This window comes from Kribbella pratensis (assembly GCF_004365355.1).
Lineage (GTDB): Bacteria > Actinomycetota > Actinomycetes > Propionibacteriales > Kribbellaceae > Kribbella.
Genome location: NZ_SODP01000001.1, coordinates 2153918 through 2178980 on the forward strand (window position 1 = coordinate 2153918; position 25063 = coordinate 2178980).

Below are 25063 nucleotides of genomic sequence, written 5' to 3' on the forward strand. Positions count from 1 at the left end.
CGGCGGCACGTGATCCCGCAAGCGGGTTAAGTTGGCGGCTTGAGCATTCGACTGATTCCCCTGACAGATCCCGACTGCCGGCCGTCCAGCCGCCGCATCGCGTGGCTGGCCGCGGAGGACGACGGCACGCCGGTGGGGTCCGCGTTCCTCCGGCTCGACAGCCGGCCCAAGTACTCGCATCTGGGTGAGTTCGAGCTCACCGTGCACCCGGCCGAGCGTCGCCGCGGAATCGGGTCGCAGTTGCTCGATGCGGTGGTCGCCGGCGCGCGGGACAACCAGGTCCGGACGCTGCTCGCCGATGTGAACGTCGAGTCGGTCGGCGACCATTTCCTCGAGCATCACGGCTTCGAGATCGGGCTGACGCTGATCTACACGCGGCTCGACCTGTCCGACACGGTTCCCGACGTACCCGAGGTGTCCGGGTATCGGCTGATCTCGTGGGATGGCGTCGTACCGGATGAGCTGGTGCAGTCGTTCACCGATGCCCGCACCGGGATGGACGACGCGCCGATGGGGACGATCTCGGCCGGGCCGGACGTGTGGGATGTCGAGCGGACGCGGCACGCCGCGCAGGTGATCGCCCAACGTGGCGATCACCTTTCCGTCGTTGCAGCTGTCGATGAGACCGGCCAGATCGTCGGCTTCACCGAGGTCGTCGTACCAGGCGATGGGAAGGGCGACGGGCAGCACTACGGCACCGCCGTACTCCCCGCCCACCGCGGCCGCGGCCTCGCCCTCTGGATGAAGGCCGCCCAGATCCACAAGACGCGCCATCGCTTCCCCGACCTCGACGGCCTCCTCACCGACACCGTCGACACCAACGCCGCCATGCGCCGAACCAACACCCGCCTCGGCTACCGCCCGGGCTACGAGGTCAACCGCCGCAAGCTGGACGTCTGACTACTGGCCGAGGATCCTTTGAACGGCCGCGGTCGTGATCGGGTGGTAGCCGGGGCGGGCTTTGGCGAAGACTTCGGCGGCGAAGGCTCGGTCCGTGCCGGCCAGGGCCTGGTAGACGGGGAGGACCAGTTTCATCCGGCCGACCTTGGTAAGGAACTCGGCCATCTCGGCGTACGCCGCCTCGTAGCTGCTGGCGGCGACGATCTGGTACCAGCGGCGGGCGATCTCGCCGTTCGCAGTGCCGGTGAGGCCGAACGCGCGATCCAGCTGCTGCAGGAGAAGCGGGCTCAGTACGTCGGGGGCCGCGTCGAGGAAGCGCAGCCACTCCTGCGTGGTCCACTGCCCCGCGCCCTGCGGCAGCTCGCCCGTCTTCAGCCAGAGATCGCGCGCCTCGTCGACCACCTGGAACCGCTGCGACACCGCACGCGCCGCGAACGCCGGGATGCCCGGCTCGTACAACCAAGCCGCGAGCTCGTCGTCCGTCACCACATCCGGGTGCTGCGAGATCAGGTGCTCCTGCAGGTGCTCGACGAAGTTGTCCGTGTTGATGCTCCGGAACGCGAACCGGTCGAAGTACCCGCGCAGGAACGGATCGAACACCTCGCGCGAGAACCGCTCCTCCAGCCACGACAGGAACCACGACCCCTTCAGCGGGCCGGTCGACGTCTTCCCGTGGTACTCCGAGCGGTGGTGCAGCCCGGGCAGCTCGACCGCCAGCTCGGCCGGTGTCAGCGGGTCCAGCTTCACGACCGTCGCGTGCTGCTTGATCGCGGTCTCCATCAGCGCGAACTCGGTCCCGTAGACAGCCTCGACGATCCGGTTCTCGACGTACGACGTGAAGCCTTCGTTGAGCCAGATGTCGTCCCAGCTGTCCTGCGTGACCAGGTTGCCCGACCAGCTGTGCGCGAGCTCGTGCGCGATCACGCTGACCAGCGACTTGTCCCCGATCACCACGGTCGGCGTCGCGAACGTCATCCGCGGGTTCTCCATGCCGCCGTAGGGGAACGATGGCGGCAGCACGAGCAGGTCGTACCGGCCCCAGCGGTACGGGCCGAACAGCTCCTCGGTGACCCGCATCATCTCTTCGGTGTCGGAGAACTCGGTCGCCGCCTGCCGCACCGTCGCCGGCTCCGCCCAGACGCCGGACCGCTCGCCGAGCGGCTCGAACACCAGGTCGCCCGCCGCGATCGCCAGCAGGTACGACGGGATCGGCTCGGGCATCACCACGTCGTACGAACCGGTCCGGCGCGACGTCGTGCCGTTGTCGGCACTCATCAGCACCATCAGCTCCGGCGGCGCGGTCACGTGAGCGGCGTAGCTGAACCGCACGCTCGGGGTGTCCTGCACCGGGACCCAGCTGCGGGCATGGATCGCCTGCGACTGACTGAACATGAACGGCATCACGCCGCCGGCCGTCATCGCGGGCTCCAGCCACTGCAGACCGGTCGCGGTCGGCGCCGTCCGGTAGCTCACCTTGACCCGCGGGTGTCTCGCAGTACGGATCGTCAGCGCGGCGCCGAGCTCCTTGTCCGGAACGGCCAGGCTGTACTCGAGCGGCTCCCAGCCGTCGGCGGTCTGCCCCTCGACGCCCAGCACGGTGAGGTCGCGGGTGTCCAGGACGAGGCGGTCACCGCTGTGTGACTCTGTGCCGGTCCAGGCGAGAGTGTGCGTGGCACTACCGGCCAGCACCTTCTCGTCGAAGTCGAGCCCGAGGTCGAGCTCGAGATGGGTGGTCCGAACCAGGGCAGGCTCGGCGTAGGAGTGGCGATCGTGCGTCACGGAAGCTCCCCGAGTGAGGCGTCCGGGGAACAGTACCCAGGTCCCAGCCAGATCGGACGTCCGATCTGAGCCAGCCGCACCACCGTGCCAAAACCCTGCTTCGGTCCTGACACAGGTTGCGGAAACGGGGGTGCGGCCTAGCAGACTGTGACCATGATGACCCAGGGGAATCCGGATCTGGTGCTGAGAAAGCGGCCGTTCGGATCCTGGCTGCTCGGTCCGGCCGACCAGAGCACGCGGCGGCTGCGGCTGCGCCTGCAGGTCCTGATGACCACGTTCTCGATCGGCACCAACCTGATCGGCGCGCTGGTGGTGTTCGTCCTCGCGGTCTACGTGCTCCCGGGCCCGTCGCTGATCGATCAGCTGCAGCTCGCGGACGCGATCATCATCCCGGCGTACTTCGTGCTCGCGATCGCGGTCGGATGCGTCTGGAGCACGCGGCTGACCCGTCGGGTGACACGCTGGGTGGAGCTCGAGCGGCCGGCCACCCGCCGGGAGCAGATCGCCACGCTGCAGTTGCCGCTGCGACTCACGCTCATCCAGGTGCTGCTCTGGCTGGTCGCAGCCCTGATCTTCACCGTGATGACAGTGCTCCTGCAGCCGGAGAACGCGCTGCGCGTCGCCCTCACGGTCATCGACGGCGCGATCATCACCTGCTCGGTCTCGTATCTGCTGACCGAGTTCGCGCTCCGGCCGGTCGCCGCGCGGGCGCTGGCCGACTCACCGCCGCCGCGACGACTGCTCGCGGCGGGGTTGAAGGCGCGGACGGTCTTCTTCTGGGCGGTCGGTTCCGGCGTACCGGTGGCCGGGCTGATGGTGGCCGCCGTACTCGCGCTGATCGAGGGCGATGTCACCTCGACGCGACTCTCGGTCGTGATCCTTGCCTTGGGCATCGTGGCGCTCGGCAACGGCTGGCTGCTGACGATGCTGTCGGCGCGGTCCGTGGTGGCGCCGGTCCGGTCGGTGCGGGACGCGCTCAGCCTGATCGGCGAAGGCCGGCTCGACGTGAGCATCCCGGTCTTCGACGGCACCGAGTTGGGTTCGTTGCAGGCGGGGTTCAACCGGATGGCCGAAGGACTGCGCGACCGCGAGCGGATCCGGGACGTCTTCGGCCGGTATGTCGGTCCCGGCGTCGTGCAGGAGGCGCTGAGCAGCGACCGGCTCGGCGGCGAGGAGCGGTACGTCGCGGTGCTGTTCGTCGATCTGGTCGGCTCGACCGAACTCGCTCTGGACCGGCCGCCGACCGAGGTCGTGGAGCTGCTCAACCGGTTCTTCGCGATCGTGGTCGACGAGGTGGACCGGCAGGGCGGGTTCGTGAACAAGTTCGCCGGTGATGCGGCGCTGGCGATCTTCGGGGCGCCGGCCGAGCTCGCGGATCCGGCCGGGAGCGCGTTGTGCGCCGGGCGGGAGCTGGCGCGCCGGCTCGACGAAGAGTTGCCGGAGGCAACCGCCGGGATCGGCGTGACGGCCGGGATCGTGGTGGCCGGTACGGTCGGCGACGTGCGGCGGCACGAATACACCGTGATCGGCGATCCGGTGAACGAGGCGGCGCGGCTGAGCGAGCTGGCGAAGGCTGCACCAGGTCGGTTGATCGCCTCGATGGCCGCGGTCGAGCAGTCGGCGCCGGTCGAGGCCGATCAGTGGCGGACCACCGAGCAGATCACTGTGCGCGGACGGTCGGCTCCGACTCGGCTGGCTGTCCCTGGCTGATCAGCTGATGCAGCAGCGCGGAGCCGTACAGCATCGCCTTGGTCTGGCGGTCGTGTGCTGCGCGACGCTCGGCGATCGCAGTACGCAGGGCCTCGGTGCTGCCCGTCCTTCGGAGGCCGTCGAGGACCGGTCTGATCTGCTCGAAGTAGTACCGACCTTGGCGGAGCATGTGGATGATCCGTGCGTCACGGACCTGTTCGGGTCCATAGCGGCGGTACTTCGTTCCCGGCTCTCGGGTTGGCGCGAGCAGGCCCGCAGCTTCCCAGACTCGTAACGCCGAGGTTCGAATGCCCAGGCGGTGCGCCAACTCGCCAACGAGCAGGGACGGCCCGGTGAGTTCGTCGACGTTCTCGGCGGCGAGTGCGGCGAGGGCTTCACTCGCGGCGTCGGTTGCGAGGCGTTGCTCGTGGAGTGCGGCGTGGGCTGCGTCGACGAGGCGGTAGGCACGCCCTTCGTCGCCGTCGTGGACGGCGCGCATGATCTCGCTGGCGGTCTCCGCGCCGAAGCCCGGCGCGAGCGCGCGGTAGGTCAACAGCGCCGAGACGTGCTCCGGACCGTACTGCCGGTACCCGGTGTCGGACCGCGGCGCCGGCGGCAGGATGCCGGCCGCTTCGTAGTTGCGAACGAGCTGGGTCGAGACCCCGGCCCGGCGGGCCAGGTCAACCGGCCGGAGGCCCATGTGTCACCGGCCGCCGGAGACGTCGACCGTCGTCCCGGTCATGTACGACGCGCGATCCGAGGCGAGGAACGCGATCACCTCCGCGACCTCCTCGGCCTTGCCGGGACGGGCCAGCGGAGGCGTCGCACCGAGGCGATCCAGTCGGCCCGCCTCGTGGATGTCCGTCTCGATCAGGCCGGGGCGCACGCCCAGCACCCGGATGCCTTCCTTCGCGACCTCGTTGCCCAGGCCTGTGGTGAGCGCGTCGACGGCCGCCTTGCTCGCGGCGTAGTCGACGTACTCGCCGGCCGACCCGAGGACCGCCGCCCGAGACGAGACGTTGACGATCACTCCCCCGGCGCCGCCGTACGCCGTGGACATCCGGCGTACTGCGGCACCGGCGACGAGAAATGCGCTGATCGAGTTGATCCGGAACACCCGGTCGAGCCGCTCGGCGTCGTACTCCGCGACGCGGCCCCCGGGCGAGACGACACCGGCGTTGTTGATCACGGCACCGATCGGACCGAGCTCGGCGGTCACGGTGTCGAAGAGGCGCTCGATCTGGTCCGGCTCGACGACATCAGCCTGTACGGCGATCGCGCGCCGTCCGAGCTCCTCGCACGCCTTCACCACGCGGGCCGCCTCGTCGGCTCGCGTCCGGTAGTTGACGCCCACATCCCAGCCGTCCGCCGCGAGCGCGACTGACGCGGCCGCGCCGATCCCGCGACTCCCACCCGTGACCAGCACTACCCCACGTCCGACACTCATGCGGCCCACTCTTTCATGCGGCCCACGCTGTCATCCGGCGGTCACGCAGGCGGCAGGACGAACTGCAACTGGGTCTCGGTGTCGTTGAATCCGACCGAGCGGTAGATCCGAACCGCGAGGTAGTCCGGATCCGCGACCATCACCAGCGTCCGTGCGCCGCCCTCGGTCAGTCCATACGTCGACGCGTGGTGGACGAGTGTGCCGGCCAGACCGCGACCGCGATCCTCGTGCGACGTCTGCACAGTCTGGAAACGTGCAACGCCTTTGCCGTCGAACATCAGCCCGAGCGAACTCTGCAGCCGATCGCCGTCGAACGCACCGAACCACTTGCCGTGGCCGGCCTCGACCAGCGCGCGCTGGGTCGCCACCTTGCGCCGGGTGAAGTCCTCGTAGTCGGCGTCGACCGTCATATCCGCAGTGGCGATGCCCTGATCGAACAGTTGCGCCCAGTCGTCGTCACCGTCCAGGAAGCGGTACGTCGCCTCGGTGTTCGGCCGCGGCGGCGGGACGACCCGATCGGCCGTCATCACGACGCTCCGGTCGACCTTGAGGCCGGTGGCGGTCACCTCGTTCTCCGCGCCGATCTCGCCGTCCACGCTGTCGATGCCGAGGGCAACGTGTTTCGCGGCAGGGAACTCGCGGCGGAAGTCCTCCAGGCGGATCTTCGCGTCGTCCGGCGCGAACGGGGTGCGGTACAGCAGGAAGTTGCCCCACCAGAAGCCGGGGTTGGCCGGCGTACGCACGACGACGTACTCACCGGTGTCGCGGAAGGTGCTTCCGCCCAGCTCCAGCAGCAACAGGTCGGTGCGGTAACCGAGGCTCGTGATCTCCACACTTCCATCCTCACTGTCGCGTCAATCGAGTTCTCCTTGACATGCAGCCGTCTGGCTGCCTATGTTTGTCACGCAGCCAAGCGGCTGCATGACCATCGGAGGCGTGATGGACGACGAGGTGTTCCGTGCGCTGGCCGACCCGAGCCGGCGGCAGCTGCTCGACATGCTGAACGCCCGCAACGGCCAGACGCTGCGCGAGCTCTGCGCCGGGCTGGACATGGCGCGGCAGTCGGTGAGCAAGCACCTCACGATCCTCGAGACCGCGAACCTCGTCACCACCGTGTGGCGCGGGCGGGAGAAGCTGCACTACCTCAACGCCGAGCCGATCAACGCGATCGCCGACCGCTGGATGACCCAGTACGACCGTCGGCGGGCGCAGCTGTTCGCCGATCTCAAGACGGCTTTGGAGGCCGAACCGACCATGAGCGACAACGACTTCGTCTACACGACCTACATCAGGACCACGCCGGAGCGGCTCTGGCAGGCGCTCACCGAGCCGAAGTTCACCGAGCAGTACTGGAACCTGTCCCACGAGACCGACTGGAAACCCGGCTCGGAGATGGTCTGGCACATGGGCGACGTGTCCATGACCGGCCCGGGGCAGGTCGTCCTCGAGCACACGCCGTACACGCGGTTGTCGTACGCCTGGCACCACATCACGCCGGACTTCGCGAAGGCTGTCGATCTACCGGCCGACGTGTACGAGAAGACCAGCCGCGAACCGCTGTCCACCGCGACCTTCGAGCTGGAGCCGGTCGATGACAAGGTGAAGCTGACCGTCATCCACAGCGGCTTCGGGCCGGACAGTGTGCTGCGAACCATGATCCAAGACGGATGGCCGGCGCTGCTGTCCGACCTGAAATCCCTCCTCGAGCTGTCCCCCGTGCACTAGCAGCGCTACGGGCGTTTGTGGATGACCAGGGGCAGGACGGCGGTGGCGCCGGCTTCTCGGAGTTTGGCGGCGGCTACCGTGACGGGCCACTGGGACGACGTGGCGTCCACGAGCAGGAGGATCGTGCGGCCGGCGATTGCCTGGGCTGTGAGGTCGTCGACCTGGAGGCCGTCTCGCCAGACTCTTGCCTCTTCTGCTGAGGAGAGGTCGTCGGTGTAACCGGTGCGGTCGACTGTCAGCTCCGCCCGGTCGAGCCGGCCGACGGTGGCCACGTGGTCGGCGATGGCGGAGGTGAGCTCCGGGTGACCGCCGGCGGCCAGTGGTACGACGACCTCCGGGCGTCCCGACCACGAACCGCGCCACCGCGACAGCGCGGCCACTGCACCGGACTTCAGGGCCTCCAACGCGTCAGGCTCCGGCGAACCGCCGAAGGCACCCTGCAGAACCTCGCGCCACTCGGGTGCGTCGGCGTACACGATGATGCGGCCGGGCTCGGCCGACAGTGCCGGCGGGATCTTCCCGCGGGCGCCGAACGCACCGCCGGGCCACATCTTGCGTGGCTCGAGCACGTGAACCTCGCCGCGGAGCAAGCGGACGATCGTCGCCACCGTCTCTGGGTCGGGTCGCGACTCCAGCGGCGCCGGCAACTCCCCCAGGCAGACCGAGCAGCGCCCGCACGGCTCCGCCGACGGGTCGTCCAGCGACTCCTGGAGAAGTTGCATCAAGCAACGATCACCACGGGTGTACGCGCGCATGATGTCGGCCTCGCGCCGGCGCACCGACACGATCCCGTCGTAGTGCTCCGCGTCGAAGCTCCAGTCTGCCCCGGTCCGCACCCAGCCTCGCTCGACCCGGTCGACCGCTCCGTCCACGGCCAGCTGCTTCAACATCAACTCGACCCGCGTACGCCGCAGACCGGTCTCCGCCTCCAGCGCCGGCGCGGTGGCCGGCTCATCCGGGCCGTACCCCTCCAACGCCCGCAGCAGCCGCTGCACATTCTCCGGAACCGGAATCGTCGCCGTCGCGAAGTAGTCCCAGACACCCGAGTCCGCGTCCGACGGCAGCAAGGCCACCACCGCGTGATCGATCCCGCGCCCGGCACGACCGACCTGCTGGTAGTACGACACCGGCGACGGGGGCGATCCCACGTGCACCACGAACCCGAGGTCAGGCTTGTCGTATCCCATCCCCAACGCAGACGTCGCGATCAGCGCCTTCAACTGATTTGCCCGCAGCGCGTCCTCGAGGCTCTCCCGCTCCCCCGCCTCCAACTGACCGGTGTACGCCGCGACCGGCACATCCCGGCCGTGGACCTCTCGAATCACCGAGGCCAGCCGCTGCGCATCAGCGACGGTCAACGCGTAGACAATCCCGGAACCCGGAAGCTTCGGCAGCTGATCGACGACCCACGCGAATCGATCGAGCGGAGACAGCTTGTCCACGACGGCAAGCTGCAGACTCGCCCGCGCGAGCGGCCCACGCAGTACGAGCGTCGACTCCCCCAACTGCTTCGCCACATCCTCGGTCACCCGCGAGTTGGCCGTGGCTGTCGTCGCAAGCACCGGCGTCTTCGGGTTGAGCTGCTGCAGCACGTCGGACACCCGGCGATAGTCCGGCCGGAAGTCATGCCCCCAGTCCGACACCGCATGCGCCTCGTCGATCACCAGCAGCCCGACCTGGCCGGCCAGCCCGTCGAGCACCCGCCGCCCGAACCCCGGGTTGGCCAGCCGCTCCGGCGACACCAGCAGCACGTCGATCGCGCCCGACCGCAGGTCCTGCTCGATACCTGACCAGGCGTCGATGTTGTTCGAGTTCAGCGTCGCGGCGCGCAACCCGGCCCGGCTCGCGGCCGCGACCTGATCGCGCATGAGCGACAGCAGCGGCGAAACCACGAGCGTCGGCCCCGCGCCCTCCGACCGTCTGATCGCGGTCGCAGCCCAGTACACAGCAGACTTGCCCCAGCCGGTCGCCTGCACGACGAGCACCCGCGCCGCCGGCTCGCACAGCGCTGCGACCGCCGTCTCCTGATCGGCACGCAGGCGTGCCTCGTCACCGGCGATCGCCCGGATCACCTCACCGGCGACCTTCGCCCGCGCCTCGGTCAGGCTCGCACTGGAGTCAGGATTCGCGTTGGTCTCAGCCATGCCGGAAACCCTAGACGCCCGCACCCCCAGTCCGCTGGGCGCGACCCCGGAGCTGTGGATAACCTCAGGCGCACTTCTCTGGATCACACGACCCCGGATGACACGGCTCGCCGTCGTTGTCCATCAGCCGGCGCGGTCCCGGACCCTTCGCGGCCAACGCGTCGTACGGGTTTGCCAGCGCACATCGGTCGAGGGACAGGCAACCGCAGCCGACACAGTCCTTGAAGTCGTCGCGGAGTTGCTCGAGATGCAGGATCCGGCGGTCGAGCTCCGCCTGCCAGCACTCCGAGATGCGCTCCCAATCGGCCCGCGTCGGCGTCCGTTTCTCCGGTAGCAGCTTCAAGATCGCGGCGACCTCGGCCAGCGGTACGCCGACCCGCTGGGCGATCCGCACCAACGCCACCCGGCGCAAGGTGTCCCGCTTGTACCGACGCTGGTTCCCCGACGTACGGCGGCTCAGGATCAAACCCTGGCGTTCGTAGAAGTGCAGGGCGGAGATCGCCACGCCACTGCGCTGCGACAGCTGCCCGACCGTCAGCTCACCAGGCTCGATATCCATCGCCATCCCTCCAACCTCAACTTATATCGAGGCTAGCGGACAGGGTCAGGCGGCAACGAGTCGGCGTCCGATGCTCGCGGACATCAGCGCGGCCGCCGCGCACAGCCCGCCGGCCAGGTACCAGGCCAGGTTGTAGCTGCCCTGGGCGTCCCGGATCGCACCGGCGCCGGTCGCCGCCAGCGCCGCGCCGACCTGGTGCGACGCGAAGACCCAGCCGAACACGATCGGGCCGTCCTGCCCGAACCACTCACGGCACAGCGCAACGGTCGGCGGCACGGTGGCCACCCAGTCCAGCCCATAGAAGATGATGAAGACCCACGTGCTTGGCGCGGCGGTCGGTCCGAGCAGCGACGGCAGTACCAGCAGTGAGAGTCCCCGCAGCGAGTAGTAGGCGATCAGCAGGAACCGTGGATCCCACCGGTCGGTCAGATAGCCCGAGAAGATCGTCCCGCCGACGTCGAACAGGCCCACCAGCGCCAGCAACGACGCAGCGGTCGTCGCGGGCATGCCGTGGTCGTGGGCTGCCGTCACGAAGTGCGTGCCGACCAGACCGTTCGTCGACGCGCCACAGATCGCGAATCCACCCGCAAGCAGCCAGAACGCAGGCCGCCGTACAGCCATCCCTAGCGCACGCACTGCTCGCACTGCGCTGCTACCGGTCGTCTCGACGCGCTGTCCCGCAGTACTCCCCTCCGGAGCGCCGTACGCTCTCAGCCCGACGTCGCTCGGGTAGTCACGGAGGAACAGCAGCACCAGCGGTACGACGGCCAGCGCAGCGCCGCCGGCCACGAGTGCAGGCACCCGCCAACCGTGGTGCGCCGCCAGGGACGCGATCAGTGGCAGGAAGACCAGTTGGCCGGTCGCACCGGCGGCCGTGAGGATCCCGGTGACCAGACCGCGGCGGCGGACGAACCAGCGCCCGGTGATCGTCGCCACGAACGTCATCGACATCGATCCGGTGCCGACGCCGACCAGGAGCCCCCAGCAGAGCAGCAGCTGCCACGCAGACGTCATGAAGACGGTCAGGACGCTGCCCAGCGCGATCAGCACCAGGGCACCGCTGACGACCTTGCGCAGACCGAGCCGGTCCATCAGCGCGGCAGCGAACGGCGAGATGCCGCCGAACAGCAGCAGGTTGATCGAGACCGCCGACGAGATGGTCGCGTGCGACCACCCGAACTCCTCGTGCAGCGGATCGAGCAGCACACTGGGCACCGAACGGAACCCGGCCGCACCGATCAGGGTCACGAACCCCACCACAGCGACCGCCCAGGCCAGATGTACCCGGGGAGTCTTCTTCGTCTCGAGAATCTGCGTCACCCGATCAAGGGTGCGGGTTCGACCATCATCGAACTAGTGGCCAGATGGACAACATGTGTCAAAATATGGCCATGTCTCAACGGAGCCCTCGCCACCTGACCTCCGTCGGTCCGCACGTGGTCGCCGTCCTCGCCCTCGAGCCGGTCGTCGGGTTCGACCTGACCATCCCGCCGACCGTCCTGGGCGCGGCGACCAAGGCCGACGGCACGAAGCTGTACGACGTCCGCATCTGCGGCCTCGGCGGCCCGGTTCGGGCGGGAGCGGGGTTCAATCTCGTCCCCGACCACGGACCCGAGGCGCTGGCCGAGGCCGACACCGTGATCGTGCCCGGCACCTACATCCACCAGCCGCGGTACGACGGCACGCTGCCCGACGACCTGGCCGCTGCGCTCGCGACGATCCGGCCGGGGACCCGGATCGCCTCGATCTGCACCGGCGCCTTCGTCCTCGGCGCCGCCGGCTACCTGGACGGCCGGCCCGCGACGACTCATTGGGAGCGGGCCGAGTTGTTCCGCAGCGTCTACCCGCAGGTGAAGCTCGACGAGGACAAGCTGTTCATCGACGACGGCGACATCCTCACGTCGGCCGGCCTCGCCGCGGGCGTCGACCTCTGCCTGCACCTGATCCGCCGCGACTTCGGCAGTGAGGTCGCGAACCGGGCCGCCCGGCACTGCGTCGTGCCGCCGTGGCGGGACGGCGGACAGTCGCAGTACATCGAGCGGGCCATTCCACAGGAGGGCAGCGAGGGTACGTCGCCGACGCGGGCCTGGGCGCTCGCACGACTCGGCGAGGAGATCAGCCTGGCCGCGATGGCGGCGTACGCGCAGATGAGCGTGCGTACCTTCAGCCGGCGCTTCAAGGCCGAGACAGGGCAGTCACCCGGCACTTGGCTGCTGCAGCATCGCGTCCGGCACGCCTGCAACCTGCTGGAGACGACCGACCTGTCGGTGGACCGTGTAGCCCACGAGGCAGGTCTCGGGACCGCCGCATCGCTGCGCCACCACCTTCGCTCCGAGCTCGGCGTCTCGCCGCTCGCCTACCGCAAGACCTTCCGGGTGGGCTGAACCTCAGAGCACTACGAGGTCGTGCGGCTGGTTGTTCATCGACTCTCCGCCGTCCGCGGTGACCACGACGATGTCCTCGATCCGCGCTCCCCACCGGCCCGGCTGATAGATGCCCGGCTCGACGCTGAACGCCATCCCCGCCTCGAGCGGCAGGTCGTTGCCCGCGACGATGTACGGCTCCTCGTGCACGTCCAGCCCGATCCCGTGCCCGGTCCGGTGGATGAAGTACTCACCGAAGCCCGCCGCCGCGATCACGTCTCGCGCGGCCGCGTCGATCGACTCCGCCGTCGCACCAGGCCGAACGGCGTCGACCGCTGCCTGCTGAGCCTGCTGCAGCACGGCGTACGTCGCGGTCACGTCGGCGTCTCGCGGTGCGCCGACGGCGTACGTGCGGGTCGAGTCGGAGTTGTAGCCCTCGGCAACTGGTCCGCCGATGTCGACGACCACCACGTCGCCGGCCTCGATGACCCGCTCGGACAGCGCATGGTGCGGGCTGGCGCCGTTCGGACCGCTCGCGACGATCACGAAGTCCGCCTCGGTGTGACCCTCCTCGACGATCGCGGCGGCGATGTCGGCACCGACCTCTGCCTCGGTCCGCCCCGGCCTCAGCCACTCGCCGACCCGGGCATGCACGCGGTCGATCGCCGCACCCGCCTTCCGCAGGGCCTCGATCTCGGCCGCATCCTTGCGCATCCGCAACTCCCGGACGATCGGCCCGGCCAGCATCTGCTCGGCCTTCGGCAACGCGTCGCGGATCGCCAGCACATGCAGCGCCGGCGTGAAGTCGCTGACCGCCACCCGTTCGACACCACCGAGCCGCTCGGCAGCCAGGCTGTACGGATCCACACCGTCCACCCAGGTGATGACGTCGACCCCGAGCTCTTCCAAACCGGTGAACCCCGGCGCTTCGAGCTTCGGCACGACGAGCGCCGGGGCGCCGTCCGCAGGAATCAGCAGCGCGGTGAGCCGCTCGAACGAACCACCCGGCTGACCGATCAAGTAGCGCAGATCTGAGCCCGGCGCGATCACCAGACCGGTGCCCGCCGCAGCCTCGCGGGCGCGATCGAGGCGGGAACGAAGGACGGCGAAGTCGGGAATCGGAGGCAGTGCTGAGCGACGGGCCATGGGGTCGACTCTAAAACTGTCGGGAGCGATTGCTAAAACCTCCTCCATGACTCTGCACCATGTGACCTTCGGCGAGGGCGTTCCGGTTCTTGCGTTGCACGGCTGGACTCCCGACCACCGGCTGATGACCGGCTGCCTCGAACCGATCTTCAGCGAACTGACCGGATACCGGCGGCTCTATCCCGACCTGCCCGCGATGGGCCAGAGCCCGGCCGGTGACATCGACAGCTCCGACGGGATCATGGCCGCGGTCCGGGGGTTCATCGACGAGCAGATCGGTGACGAGCCGTTCCTGCTGATGGGCGAGTCGTACGGCGGATACCTGTCCCGCGGCCTGATCGCCGAGCGCCCGGAGCAGATCCTGGGCATGGGCTTGATCTGCCCGACCGGCACGCTGTGGCACAAGGACCGGAAGGTCCCCGAACACGTCGTACTGCGGACCGAGCCGGGCGTGCTCGAATCCCTGACCGAGGGTGAAGACTTCACCGAGCTGGCGGTGGTCCAGACCGCGGCCGCGCTGGCTGCCTATCGCGCCGATGTCGCGCCCGGTATCGCGATCGCGGATCTGGCTGCCATGGACCGGATCCAGGAGAACTGGGCGCTGTCGACGGCTCCGGAGAGCGGACCGGTCTACACCCGGCCGACGTTGGTGCTGTGCGGACGGCAGGACGCCGTCACCGGGTACGAGGACTGGTACGAGCTGCTCCCCCACTACCCGCGCGCGACGTTCGCCGTCCTCGACGTGGCCGGGCACAACCTGCAGATCGAGCAGCCTGAGTTGCTCGGCGCGCTGGTGCGGGAGTGGTTGCAAAGAGTCGGTTAGGGGCTCCCGCGCGTGGCTACCAGCGGGTAATGTCGGCCGCATGGTGACTGGGAAGCGTCCGTTCGGCTGGCCGTTGCTTGTCGCGCTGACCAACGGGCGGACCAGGATCTCCGACGAACGGCTGACCGCGGCCGTGCGGGACAAGGTGATCCTGGTGACCGGTTCGTCGTACGGGATCGGCGAAGCGACCGCACGACGGTTGGCTGCGGCCGGAGCGACGGTGTTGCTCGTGGCGCGGACCGGGGAGCAGTTGCAGGTCGTGGCCGACGAGATCCGCGCGAGCGGCGGGTCGGCATACGTGTATCCGGCGAACCTCGCCGAACCTGCGGCGGTCGAGGAGCTTGTGCGGACGGTGCTGGCCGAGCACGAGCGGGTCGACGTACTCGTGAACAACGCGGGCAAGTCGATCCGGCGGTCGGTCGCGGACACGTACCAGCGGTTCCACGACATCGAGCGGACGAACGCGATCAACTACCTCGGCCCGGCGAAGCTCGTGCTCGAGCTGCTCCCGTCGATGCGGGAGCGCCGCTCGGGTCATATCGTGAACGTGTCGACGGCCGGGGTGCGGACCCCGCCGATGGCGCGGTGGTCGGCGTACCTGGCGTCGAAGAGTGCCTTTGACGTGTGGCTGCGCTGCGTGGCGCAAGAGGTGCGCGGGGACGGGGTGACGACGTCGACCGTGTACATGGGACTCGTGCACACCCGGATGAGTGAGCCGACGCCCCTGCTCAACAAGATGCCGGGCCTCACGCCGGCGCAGGCCGCCGATCAGGTCTGTACGGCGGTTGCAGAGCGGCCGCACAACATCACCCCGCCGTTCGTCCGGCCGGCCGATGCCGTGGGCAACTTGTTGCGGGTGCCGACGGACCGGCTGCTCGAACAGTACTTCCGGCGTACCGGAGGCGGGAAGAAGCGATGAGAACGATCCGCCCGATCGGGCCGATGCGTCCCCCGGAGTGGCTGATCCAGGGCGCGGCCGAGGTCGGCGAGCTGTCGGTCGCGCTGATCCGGTCCGGGGTCTGGCGGTCGGCCGGGCCGGCGCAGCTCGTGCGGATCGAGCGGGCACTGCGGACGTGGGGGCAGTCGATGGCCGCGCTCGGGGTGATCGCGGCGATCCGGTATCCCGATCGCACGGCGGTGATCTCGGGTGATCACCAGCTCACGTACGCCGAGCTGGACCGCCGGTGCGAGCGCATCGCGGCCGGCCTGCACGCGCAGTACAACATCGTTGCCGGTAGCAAGGTCGCCGTGCTCTGCCGAAACCACATCGGTTTCCTGGAGGCGACGCTAGCTGCTTCCCGGATCGGCGCCGACGTCCTCTTCGTCAACACCGAGTTCGCCCCGCCGCAACTCAAGTCGGTCCTGGAACGCCACCGCCCGGACCTCCTGGTCCACGATCCAGAGTTCGCCGCTCCGGCCGAGCTCCTGGCCGTCCTGGCCAGCCCCACCGGCCTGGACGAGCTCGCGGGGAGCCGGGCCGCGAGTGCATCGGCTCCCCCGACGCCTGGGCACATCACGATCCTCACGTCGGGGACGACGGGCACGCCGAAAGCGGCGCCGCGGGTGCCGACCGCGCTGGGATTGGCGGGGTTGACGGCGAGTGCGCTCAGTCGGTTCGGGGTGCGGTCGGGTGAGCCGGTGGTTATCGGGCCACCGCTGTTTCACGGGCTCGGGTTGTTGACGTCGATGCTGGCGTTGTTTCTCGGGGCGCCGTTGGTCTTGCGGCCGCGGTTCGACGCCGTGACCTTGCTCGAGGATGTGCAGACGACTCGCGCGGGTGCGGTGGTCGCCGTGCCGGTGATGTTGCGGCGGTTGCTGGAGTTGGGGCCGGAGGCGATCGCGGAGTACGACCTGCGTTCGTTGCGGGCGGTGATCTCCGGTGCGTCGCAGCTCGGTGTGCCGCTGGCCGAGCGGTTCATCGAGCGGTTCGGTCCGGTGCTGTGCGACGCGTATGGGTCGAGCGAGGTCGGCATCGCCACGATCGCCAACTCCGCAGACCTGCTCGACGCGCCCGGCACGGTTGGTCGCCCGTGCCTCGGCAGCTCGATCCGGATCCTCGACGATCAGGACCACGAGGTGCCGACCGGCACGACCGGGCGGATCTTCGCAGGCGGCGGGCTGGTGTTCGGTGGGTACTCCGACGGCTCGAGCAAGACCGTGGTCGACGGGCGGATGAGCACCGGCGACCTCGGCCATCTCGACAAGGCCGGCCGGTTGTTCGTCGACGGCCGCGAGGACGACATGATCGTCTCCGGCGGCGAGAACGTGTACCCGGTCGAGGTCGAGGAGTGCCTCGCGGCGCACCCCGCGGTCGCCGAGGCGGTCGTCACTGGCGTACCGGACGACGACTTCGGTCAACGTCTCGTCGCCTACGTCGTCCTCCGCGAGCCGGTGACCGAGGACGAACTGATCGCGCACGTGAAGGCGAACCTGGCCCGCTACAAGACCCCGCGCCAGATCGTGATCCTCGACGAGTTCCCCCGCAACGCCACCGGCAAGGTCCTGCGCAGCAGACTCAGCCCGCCGTGAACAGACCGTAGAACCGCGTCATCCGCTCGAGCACGTCACTCTCGTCTCCGAACGACACCGCGACCGTCTCGGCACCGGCCTCGGCGAGCTCATGCGCCATCGCGACGACAGGTTCCGGATCGCCACCGGACCAGTCGAGCCGGGTGCCGACCTTCACCTTCCGCTCCCCGAACGACCGGAGTCGCGCGACCGCCGCGCTGAAACCGGCGCCGTCCAGCCCGAGCCCCTGCCACTCGTCGCCGAACCTGGCCGCCCGCCGCAGCGCCGGCGTCGTCGTGCCGCCGATCATGATCGGCAACGGCGCCCGGAGCTTCGGCTCGAACACCCCGCCGCGATCGCGTCCCTCGAACAGATCGCGGACGATCTCCAGCGACGCGTCCGTACGCCGCCCACGCTCCTCGAACGGGACGCCGACCGCCGCGAACTCCTCGCGAGCCCAGCCGGCACCGAGCCCGAGTACGACGCGCTCGCCCGACAGCCGATGCAGGGTCGCGGCCTGCTTGGCGACGACGAACGCGCTCCGGATCGGCAGCACCAGTACGGATGTGCCGAACCGGATCCTGCTCGTGCGGGCCGCGAGGTACCCGATCGTCACGAGCGGCTCGTACACCCCGCCGTATGTCGAGCCGAACTCTCCCGGCGGAAGCAGATGATCGGGCAACCACGCCGTGCCGTAGCCCAGCTCCTCGGCTGCCACGGCCAGCTCGACCAAGCGCTCGGGCGGCATCGCTGCCGACTCGTCCGGGAGGACCACCTGCAGCTCAACCATGCGCTTGACCTTAACCGGCTGACCTTCGGCGAGGACGATTGATGGGAGAGTGGGGCCGTGAAGATTCTCGTCGGATACGTGCCATCGCCCGAAGGTGAGGCGGCGCTGGCCGCCGCGGCGACCGAGGCCTCGCTGCGCGGCGCCTCCGTCCTGCTCCTGAACACCAGCCGGGGCGACTCCTACATCGACGCCCGCTACGCCAACGCCGACGAGATGGCTGCCGCCGAGGCCAAGCTGCGCGAACAGGGCGTCGAGGTGACGATCCAGCAGGCGGTCACCGAAGGTGACGTGGCCGGCGCGCTGCTCAAGGCGGCCGCCGCGGAGGACGTCGGCCTGATCGTGCTCGGTCTCCGTCGCCGCTCCCCCGTCGGCAAGCTGATCCTCGGCAGCACCGCTCAGCGCGTCCTGCTCGAGTCGCCTGTTCCGGTTCTCGCCGTCAAGGTGCCGTCGCCGCACGACTGACCGGACTGACCGCAAGAACCCGGAACCCGCTCCGACCCACGGGTGAACGGGCGCCTTCGGGGTGCCCTGGAGCGGAAGGAACTGCGGATGTCATATCCCGAGGTTGGCGTCGGGCTGCCGGTGGTCGGGTTGCGCGGGCCGGATGCCGTCGTCGAGATCGCGACGGCCGCCGACGAGCTCGGATTCGCGGCGGTGTCGGTCTTCGAGCGGCTGCTGGTGCCGGCGGCGCCGGATTGGGTGAACCACGCCGGGTTGCCGAGGGAGTCGGCGTACGACGCCTTGGAGACGCTGACGTACGTCGCGGCGCGGACCGAGCGGGTGCGGTTGCACACCGCCGTACTCGTGCCGCTGTTCCAGCAACCGGTCGTGCTGGCGCGGCGGGTGGCGACCATCGATCAGCTCTCCGGCGGGCGGATGGATCTGGGCATCGCGCTCGGTTGGCTGCCGGAGGAGTTCGTCGCTACTGGCGTGCCGGCGCGCGGCCGGGTTGAAGCGTTCGAGGAGTCGGTCGCGGTACTGCGGGCTTGCTGGGGGCCTGATCCGGTCGAGTTCGCTGGCGAGCATTACACCGTGCCGATGGCGACGCTCGGGCCGAAGCCGGTGGAACCGCTGACGCTGTACGGCGGTGGGGTCGCGCGGCCGGCGATCGAACGCGCTGCCCGGATCGCAAACGGGCTGACGCTTGCGCATCGTGACTGGGAGTCCACGTGTGCGGCGATCAGCTGGTATCACGACGCGGGTGGTTCCGGGCCGATCATCCTCCGGGCCGGGCCGATGAAGCCGCATCCGATGCTGCAGGGACCGGCGGGTTTCACGCCCGAGACGATCCTCGACGACCTGCGGCGAGCCGCTGCCGAAGGGATCACCCGGGTGGACTGGGACCTCAACCTCGTCGGCACCCCGATCCCGGAGCAGATCGCGGCGTTGAAGGCGCTGGCGGGCCACCTGCGGTAATCCGGATGAGGCGCTGGGGGTGGACGCCTAAACTGGACTGGTTATGCCTGATGCCCGGACCGAGTCCCCGAGTCCATCCCCAGTTCCCTCCCAAGACCCAGTCGCTGCTCGACGGCCCCGTCGCCGCAGGCCACGGTCGGCGGCCAAGACCCCCACTCCCGCGCCCACCGGCGCCGGCTCCTCCAACCACGGCTCCTCCAACGACGACGGAGTGAGTCTGGCGGATGCGGTTGCCCGGTTGGACGGGCTGACGGCGTACGACCGGGAGCAGCTGGGGAAGCGGCTGGAGCGGGTTCGGACCACCAAGGAAGCCCGGAAGCGTGAGCAGGCGCTGCACGGGGTGCTCGGCGCGATCCAGCAGGCCGAGCGCAGGGTCGAGGTCCGACGGAACGCCGTACCGGAGATCACCTATCCGGAAGAGCTGCCGGTCAGCCAGCTGAAGGACGAGATCGCGGCGGCGATCCGCGACCACCAGGTGGTGGTCGTCGCCGGCGAGACCGGTTCGGGCAAAACCACCCAGATCCCGAAGATCTGTCTCGAGCTCGGGCGCGGCATCCACGGCATGATCGGGCATACTCAGCCCCGCCGGCTCGCCGCGCGGACGGTCGCCGAGCGGATCGCCGAGGAGCTCGGCACCGAACTCGGCGAGACGATCGGTTTCGCCGTCCGGTTCACCGACAAGGTCAGCGAGCGGTCGCTGGTGAAGCTGATGACCGACGGCATCCTGCTGAACGAGCTCCAGCGTGACCGCGACCTCACCCGCTACGACACGCTCATCATCGACGAGGCGCACGAGCGCAGCCTGAACATCGACTTCATCCTCGGCTATCTCAAGCGCCTTCTCCCCCGCCGCCCCGACCTCAAGGTCATCATCACCTCGGCGACCATCGACCCGGAGCGCTTCGCCGCGCACTTCGCCGACGCGCAGGGCAACCCGGCCCCGATCGTCGAGGTGTCCGGCCGGACCTACCCGGTCGAGGTGCGGTACCGGCCGGTCAACGACCCCGAGGACCCGGCGACGATCGACCGCGACCAGACCCAGGCGATCCTGGACGCGGTCGACGAACTCGAGTACGAGGCCGACGGCGACATCCTCGTGTTCCTCAGCGGTGAGCGGGAGATCCGCGACACCGCCGACGCGCTGACCGACAAGTTCCGCGGCGAACGGCGTACGACGGAGATCCTGCCGCTCTACGCGAGGCTTTCGAACGCCGAGCAGCACCGGGTCTTCCAGTCGCATTCGGCGCGCCGGATCGTGCTCGCGACCAACGTCGCCGAGACCTCGCTGACCGTCCCCGGCATCAAGTACGTCATCGATCCCGGTACGGCGCGCATCTCGCGCTACAGCCACCGCACCAAGGTCCAGCACCTGCCGATCGAGCCGGTCTCGCAGGCGAGCGCCAACCAGCGCAAGGGCCGCAGCGGCCGGACCAGCGACGGCATCTGCATCCGGCTGTACTCCGAAGAGGACTTCACCAACCGCCCGGAGTTCACCGACCCGGAGATCCTGCGCACGAACCTGGCCTCGGTCATCCTGCAGATGACCGCGATCGGGCTCGGCGACATCGCGGCGTTCCCGTTCATCGACGAGCCCGACAAGCGCAGTATCACCGACGGCCTGCAACTGCTCACCGAGCTCGGCGCGATCGACACCCCGAAGGGCGGCCGGCTGACCCCGATCGGCCGCCAGCTCGCGCAGATCCCGCTGGACCCACGGCTGGCCCGGATGATCGTCGAGGCAGACAAGCACGCGAGTGTCCGCGAGGTCATGGTCATCGCCGCCGCGCTGTCCATCCAGGACCCGCGCGAGCGGCCGACGGACGCCGAGGCTCAGGCCCAGCAGGCACACGCCCGGTTCCGCGACCCGAACAGCGACTTCCTCGGCTACCTGAACCTCTGGAGCTACCTGAAGAAGCAGCAGAAGGAGCTCTCGGGCAACCAGTTCCGCCGGATGTGCCGCAGCGAGTACCTCAACTATCTGCGCGTCCGCGAGTGGCAAGACATCTACGCCCAACTTCGTCAGGTCGCGTCCCAGATCGGCGTCAAGCTCAACAGCGGCGAGCCCGCCGACCCGCAGAGCGTGCACATCTCGCTGATGTCGGGCCTGCTGTCGCATCTCGGGATGAAGGATCCGGCCAACCAGCATCAGTACATCGGTGCCCGCGGCACCAAGTTCGCCATCTTCCCCGGCTCCGGCCTGTTCAAGAAGCCACCGCAGTTCGTGATGGCCGCCGAGCTGGTCGAGACCTCGCGGTTGTGGGCACGGGTGAACGCGAAGATCGAGCCCGAGTGGGCCGAGGACCTCGCACCGCACCTGATCAAACGGTCGTACTCCGAACCGCACTGGGAACGCAAAGCCGGCGCCGTGATGGCCTACGAGAAGGTCACGCTGTACGGCGTACCGATCGTCGCCAGGCGCAAGGTGAACTACGGCAAGGTCGACCCCGAGGTGTCGCGCGAGCTGTTCATCCGGCACGCGCTGGTCGAGGGCGACTGGGACACGCACCACAAGTTCTTCCACGAGAACCGCAAGCTGATCGAGGAAGTCGAGGAGCTCGAGGAGCGCACCCGGCGCCGTGACCTGCTCGTCGACGACGAGACCCTGTTCGCGTTCTACGACGAGCGGATCGGCCCCGAGGTCGTCACCGGACGGCACTTCGACACCTGGTGGAAGACCGCCCGGCAACGCGATCACGACCTGCTCGACTTCGAGCGGTCGCTCGTCGTTCGTGAGGGCGCCGAGGTCAAGGAGGAGGAGTTCCCGCTGCACTGGGTGCAGAACGGGATGACCTTCGACTTGACGTATGCGTTCGAGCCGGGGACGGATGCCGACGGTGTGACGGTCCACATCCCGCTGCTGGTGCTCAACCAGGTCACCGCGGACGGATTCGAGTGGAGTGTGCCGGGCTTCCGCGAGGAGCTGGTCACCACCCTGATCAAGTCCTTGCCGAAGACCATCCGGCGCAACATCGTGCCGGCGCCGGATCACGCCCGCCAGATCCTGCCCGAGCTGGACCCGGCGTCCGGGCCGCTCACCGATGCGATGGCTCGCGCTCTGCGGGAGCTGCGCGGTGTCGTGATCGAGCCGGGTGACTGGGACTGGAGCCGGGTGCCCGAGCACCTGCGGATGACGTTCCGGGTCGAGGACGACAAGCACAAGACTGTTGCTGAGAGCAAGGACCTCGCGAAGCTGAAGGAGAAGCTGAAGCCGAAGACGACAGCGGCGATCTCGCAGGTCGCGTCGAAGGCGGTCAGCGGGCTGGAGAAGTCCGGGCTGACCGACTGGACCTTCGGTGACCTGCCGCGCAGCTTCTCCGAACGCCGCAACGGCCTGACGGTCGCCGGCTACCCGGCGCTCGTCGACGAGGGCAAGACCGTCGCGATCCGGCTGCAGGAGACCGAGCGCGACCAGGCCGCCGCGATGTGGACGGGCACGCGCCGGCTCCTGCTGCTGACGATGCCCTCGGTGATCGATGTCGTCCAGCGGCAGCTGAGCAACCAGCAGAAGATGACGCTGATGGCGGGTCCGCATCGCAACGTCGGCGATTTGCTGGACGACGCGATCGGCGCGGCAGTCGATCAGTTGATGACGGCCGCGGGTGGTCCGGCGTGGAACCTCACGGCATTCGCGATCCTGCGTGACGCCGTACGGTCGGACCTCGCGGACACCGTGCTGACGATCCTGCAGCAGGTGGAGCAGGTGCTCGGACATGCCCGGACCGTGGACAAGCAGATCTCGCGCGCGTCGTCGCCGGCGTTGCTGGCGGCGTTGTCCGACGTACGGGGCCAGCTCGAAGGTCTCGTGCACCCCGGATTCATCACCGAGACCGGAGCCAAGCGACTGCCCGACCTGGTCCGGTACTTGCGCGGCATGGAGCAACGGCTGGACAAGCTCGGTGCGAACGCGGCGCGCGACCGCTCCGGAATGGCCGTCGTCGACATGCTCACCGCCGAGTACCGCAAGAAGCTCCGCGCGGTTCCGACCGGCAAGTACCCGAGCCAGGGTCTGCTCGAGGTCCGCTGGATGCTCGAGGAACTCCGGATCAGCCTGTTCGCGCAAACCCTCGGTACGCCGTACCCCGTCTCCGAGAAGCGGATCCGGAAGGCGCTGGCCGAGAGCTAGGTGTTCAGGATCGCGGACGCGACCCGCTCGGTGAGCCAGCGGGTCGCGCGTTCGGCACCCCACCCGAACTCGTCCGCGGCGAGCGCGAACTGGGCGTACCGGAAGTGGAAGAAGATGACCTGCACGGCTTCCTCCACCGAGATGTTGTCGGCCAGGCCCCCGACGTCCCGGATACCGGTGACGATCTCGCGGAGCGCGTTCTGGTGACGTTCGTCGGCGACCTTGAGGAACGCCTCCGCGGCGGGCGCGCCCGCCGCGGCCCGGGTCACGATCTGGATGATGTCGCCGGACTCCTCGTAGATCGCGACGTAGCCTTTCGCGAGTGCGTCCAGTTTGGCGTGCGCCGACTCGGCGGCGGCGCACTCGGCGATGATGCTCGGCACCAGGTTGCTGGTCGTCCACAGGTCCATCAACGTCTGGAGCAGGCCCTCCTTGCCGCCGCACTGTGCGTAGACGGTCGCCGGTGACACCGCGGCGTCCCGGGCGATGCTCTCGACGGTCGTCTGCGAGTACCCGTACCGGCCGAACAACTTCCGCGCCGAGCGCACCACCTCCCGTCGGGTCGTCTCGGCGTACAGTTCGCGCCGGCTCCGGGACTGTTCGTGCTCTGGCACCGGCACCCACCTTCGATCTCCGACGATCCCGTCACCGCGAGCGCGGCCGGTCCGCGGCGAATCTATCGGAGCGCGCCCGGCGCGCGACGTCCGGCTCTCAGGACTTGATGAAGTCGAGGATGTCCGCGTTGACGACGTCGGCGTTCGTGGTCGGAATGCCGTGCGGCCAGCCGGGGTAGGTCTTGAGCGTGGCGTTCGCCAGGATCTCGGCGGCCCGCGGCGCGGTACTGCGGTAGGGAACGATCTGGTCGTCGTCGCCTTGCAGGACCAGGACCGGCACGCTGATCTTCTTCAGGTCGTCGGTGTAGTCCTCCTGGGCGAACGCGTCTACGCAGTCGTACTGAGCCTTCGCCGAGCCCATCATGCCCTGGCGCCACCAGTTCTGGATCACTGCCTCGGACGGTTCGGCACCCGGCCGGTTGTACCCGTAGAAGGGCCCGGCGGCCACCTCGCGGAAGAACGCTGACCGGTTCGCCGCGATGCCTTGCTTCAGACCCGCGAAGGCCTCCGGCGGCTGGCCGTCGGGGTTCTCGTCGGTGAGCTGCTGCGACGGCACGACGGAGCTGATCAGGACGGCCTTCGCCGCGCGGCTCTCGCCGTGCCGCCCGAGGTAGCGCACCACTTCGCCACCGCCCGCCGAGTGGCCGACGTGGACGGCGTCGCGGAGATCGAGGTGGGTGACCAGCGCCGCGAGGTCGTCGGCGTAGTGGTTCATGTCGTGGCCCTCGGAGACCTGGGCGGACCTTCCGTGTCCCCGGCGGTCGTGCGCGATCACCCGGAAGCCTTGGCCGAGGAAGAACAGCATCTGGTTGTCCCAGTCGTCGGCCGACAGCGGCCAGCCGTGACTGAAGACGATCGGGCGGCCCGATCCCCAGTCCTTGTAGAACAGTTCCACCCCGTCGGGGGTCGTGATCGTTGCCATGGTGTTCTCGCCTTCTCGATCGACGTGGTGCGGGCTGTCGCTCCGGGGCGAGAGCGTGCACGCCACGTCCGACGGTAGGGATCCACACTTGACGGCCAGTGGATTTGCAGTGGAT

General features: G+C 69.0%; 21 protein-coding genes. 10 read left to right on the forward strand and 11 right to left on the reverse strand.

Annotated elements, in window-relative coordinates; all coding sequences use genetic code 11:
- Positions 1-39 precede the first annotated feature (39 nt).
- Positions 40-900 carry a GNAT family N-acetyltransferase gene (locus EV653_RS10230; RefSeq protein WP_134100676.1) on the forward strand — a complete coding sequence of 287 codons (861 nt, stop codon included), beginning with the start codon at positions 40-42 and terminating at the stop codon, positions 898-900.
- Here EV653_RS10230 and EV653_RS10235 read toward each other — a convergent pair whose 3' ends face one another.
- Positions 901-2679 (reverse strand): M1 family metallopeptidase, encoded by a 1779-nt coding sequence (locus tag EV653_RS10235; protein WP_134100679.1) that lies wholly within the window; start codon positions 2677-2679, stop codon positions 901-903. It abuts the gene before it with no gap.
- 153 nt (positions 2680-2832) lie between these two features.
- Here EV653_RS10235 and EV653_RS10240 point away from each other — a divergent pair, with 153 nt between their 5' ends.
- Positions 2833-4389, forward strand: coding sequence for an adenylate/guanylate cyclase domain-containing protein (locus EV653_RS10240; RefSeq protein WP_134100682.1), 1557 nt, complete (start codon positions 2833-2835; stop codon positions 4387-4389).
- Here EV653_RS10240 and EV653_RS10245 read toward each other — a convergent pair.
- The 3 genes from EV653_RS10245 to EV653_RS10255 are packed head-to-tail and all read right to left on the reverse strand — an operon-like array spanning position 4340 to position 6648.
- Positions 4340-5068, reverse strand: coding sequence for a MerR family transcriptional regulator (locus tag EV653_RS10245; RefSeq protein ID WP_134100684.1), 729 nt, complete (start codon positions 5066-5068; stop codon positions 4340-4342). The two genes, EV653_RS10240 and EV653_RS10245, sit on opposite strands and share 50 nt — an antisense overlap.
- A gap of 3 nt (positions 5069-5071) precedes the next feature.
- Complete coding sequence (locus EV653_RS10250) at positions 5072-5815, reverse strand: SDR family oxidoreductase (protein ID WP_134100687.1); 744 nt, start codon at positions 5813-5815, stop codon at positions 5072-5074.
- A gap of 41 nt (positions 5816-5856) precedes the next feature.
- Positions 5857-6648, reverse strand: coding sequence for a GNAT family N-acetyltransferase (locus EV653_RS10255; protein ID WP_134100690.1), 792 nt, complete (start codon positions 6646-6648; stop codon positions 5857-5859).
- Between the two features lie 88 nt (positions 6649-6736).
- On the opposite strand from EV653_RS10255, the gene EV653_RS10260 reads away from it, so the two are divergent.
- Positions 6737-7540: an ArsR/SmtB family transcription factor gene (locus EV653_RS10260; RefSeq protein ID WP_238159663.1), complete on the forward strand. Its 804-nt coding sequence runs from the start codon at positions 6737-6739 to the stop codon at positions 7538-7540.
- A gap of 5 nt (positions 7541-7545) precedes the next feature.
- On the opposite strand, the gene EV653_RS10265 is transcribed toward EV653_RS10260, so the two are convergent.
- From EV653_RS10265 to EV653_RS10275, 3 genes are all read right to left on the reverse strand, one after another.
- Positions 7546-9684, reverse strand: a complete 2139-nt coding sequence (locus EV653_RS10265; RefSeq protein WP_134100693.1) for a RecQ family ATP-dependent DNA helicase — start codon at positions 9682-9684, stop codon at positions 7546-7548.
- A gap of 64 nt (positions 9685-9748) precedes the next feature.
- Positions 9749-10243 carry a redox-sensitive transcriptional activator SoxR gene (gene soxR, locus EV653_RS10270; protein WP_134100696.1) on the reverse strand — a complete coding sequence of 165 codons (495 nt, stop codon included), beginning with the start codon at positions 10241-10243 and terminating at the stop codon, positions 9749-9751.
- A gap of 45 nt (positions 10244-10288) precedes the next feature.
- Complete coding sequence (locus EV653_RS10275; RefSeq protein ID WP_238159664.1) at positions 10289-11563, reverse strand: MFS transporter; 1275 nt, start codon at positions 11561-11563, stop codon at positions 10289-10291.
- A gap of 71 nt (positions 11564-11634) precedes the next feature.
- On the opposite strand from EV653_RS10275, the gene EV653_RS10280 reads away from it, so the two are divergent.
- Complete coding sequence (locus tag EV653_RS10280) at positions 11635-12627, forward strand: GlxA family transcriptional regulator (RefSeq protein WP_134100698.1); 993 nt, start codon at positions 11635-11637, stop codon at positions 12625-12627.
- A 3-nt stretch (positions 12628-12630) separates the two neighbouring features.
- Here EV653_RS10280 and EV653_RS10285 read toward each other — a convergent pair whose 3' ends face one another.
- Positions 12631-13752, reverse strand: a complete 1122-nt coding sequence (locus EV653_RS10285; RefSeq protein ID WP_134100701.1) for a M24 family metallopeptidase — start codon at positions 13750-13752, stop codon at positions 12631-12633.
- A 46-nt stretch (positions 13753-13798) separates the two neighbouring features.
- Between EV653_RS10285 and EV653_RS10290 the strand changes: the two genes are divergently transcribed.
- Genes EV653_RS10290 through EV653_RS10300 form a run of 3 tightly spaced genes read left to right on the forward strand, consistent with a single transcriptional unit; the run spans position 13799 to position 17104 of the window.
- Positions 13799-14575 (forward strand): alpha/beta fold hydrolase, encoded by a 777-nt coding sequence (locus EV653_RS10290; protein ID WP_134100704.1) that lies wholly within the window; start codon positions 13799-13801, stop codon positions 14573-14575.
- A gap of 40 nt (positions 14576-14615) precedes the next feature.
- Positions 14616-15494 (forward strand): SDR family NAD(P)-dependent oxidoreductase, encoded by an 879-nt coding sequence (locus EV653_RS10295; protein WP_134100707.1) that lies wholly within the window; start codon positions 14616-14618, stop codon positions 15492-15494.
- The gene (locus EV653_RS10300; RefSeq protein WP_238159665.1) at positions 15491-17104 is read left to right on the forward strand and encodes an AMP-binding protein; all 1614 of its coding nucleotides are present in this window, start codon (positions 15491-15493) and stop codon (positions 17102-17104) included. The genes EV653_RS10295 and EV653_RS10300 overlap by 4 nt, the downstream gene beginning before the upstream one ends.
- Here the strand turns inward: EV653_RS10300 and EV653_RS10305 are convergent.
- Positions 17091-17873: an LLM class flavin-dependent oxidoreductase gene (locus EV653_RS10305; protein ID WP_134100710.1), complete on the reverse strand. Its 783-nt coding sequence runs from the start codon at positions 17871-17873 to the stop codon at positions 17091-17093. The two genes, EV653_RS10300 and EV653_RS10305, sit on opposite strands and share 14 nt — an antisense overlap.
- A gap of 57 nt (positions 17874-17930) precedes the next feature.
- Here EV653_RS10305 and EV653_RS10310 point away from each other — a divergent pair, with 57 nt between their 5' ends.
- The 3 genes from EV653_RS10310 (at position 17931) to hrpA (ending at position 23412) form a co-directional block, all read left to right on the forward strand.
- Positions 17931-18335 carry a universal stress protein gene (locus EV653_RS10310; RefSeq protein WP_134100713.1) on the forward strand — a complete coding sequence of 135 codons (405 nt, stop codon included), beginning with the start codon at positions 17931-17933 and terminating at the stop codon, positions 18333-18335.
- Positions 18336-18422: 87 nt separating this feature from the next.
- Complete coding sequence (locus EV653_RS10315; protein ID WP_134100716.1) at positions 18423-19289, forward strand: TIGR03619 family F420-dependent LLM class oxidoreductase; 867 nt, start codon at positions 18423-18425, stop codon at positions 19287-19289.
- Positions 19290-19500: 211 nt separating this feature from the next.
- Positions 19501-23412 carry an ATP-dependent RNA helicase HrpA gene (gene hrpA / locus EV653_RS10320; RefSeq protein ID WP_134100719.1) on the forward strand — a complete coding sequence of 1304 codons (3912 nt, stop codon included), beginning with the start codon at positions 19501-19503 and terminating at the stop codon, positions 23410-23412.
- On the opposite strand, the gene EV653_RS10325 is transcribed toward hrpA, so the two are convergent.
- Positions 23409-24026, reverse strand: coding sequence for a TetR/AcrR family transcriptional regulator (locus tag EV653_RS10325; protein ID WP_166679332.1), 618 nt, complete (start codon positions 24024-24026; stop codon positions 23409-23411). The genes hrpA and EV653_RS10325 overlap by 4 nt on opposite strands.
- A gap of 97 nt (positions 24027-24123) precedes the next feature.
- Positions 24124-24948, reverse strand: a complete 825-nt coding sequence (locus EV653_RS10330) for an alpha/beta fold hydrolase (RefSeq protein WP_134100723.1) — start codon at positions 24946-24948, stop codon at positions 24124-24126.
- Positions 24949-25063 lie beyond the last annotated feature (115 nt).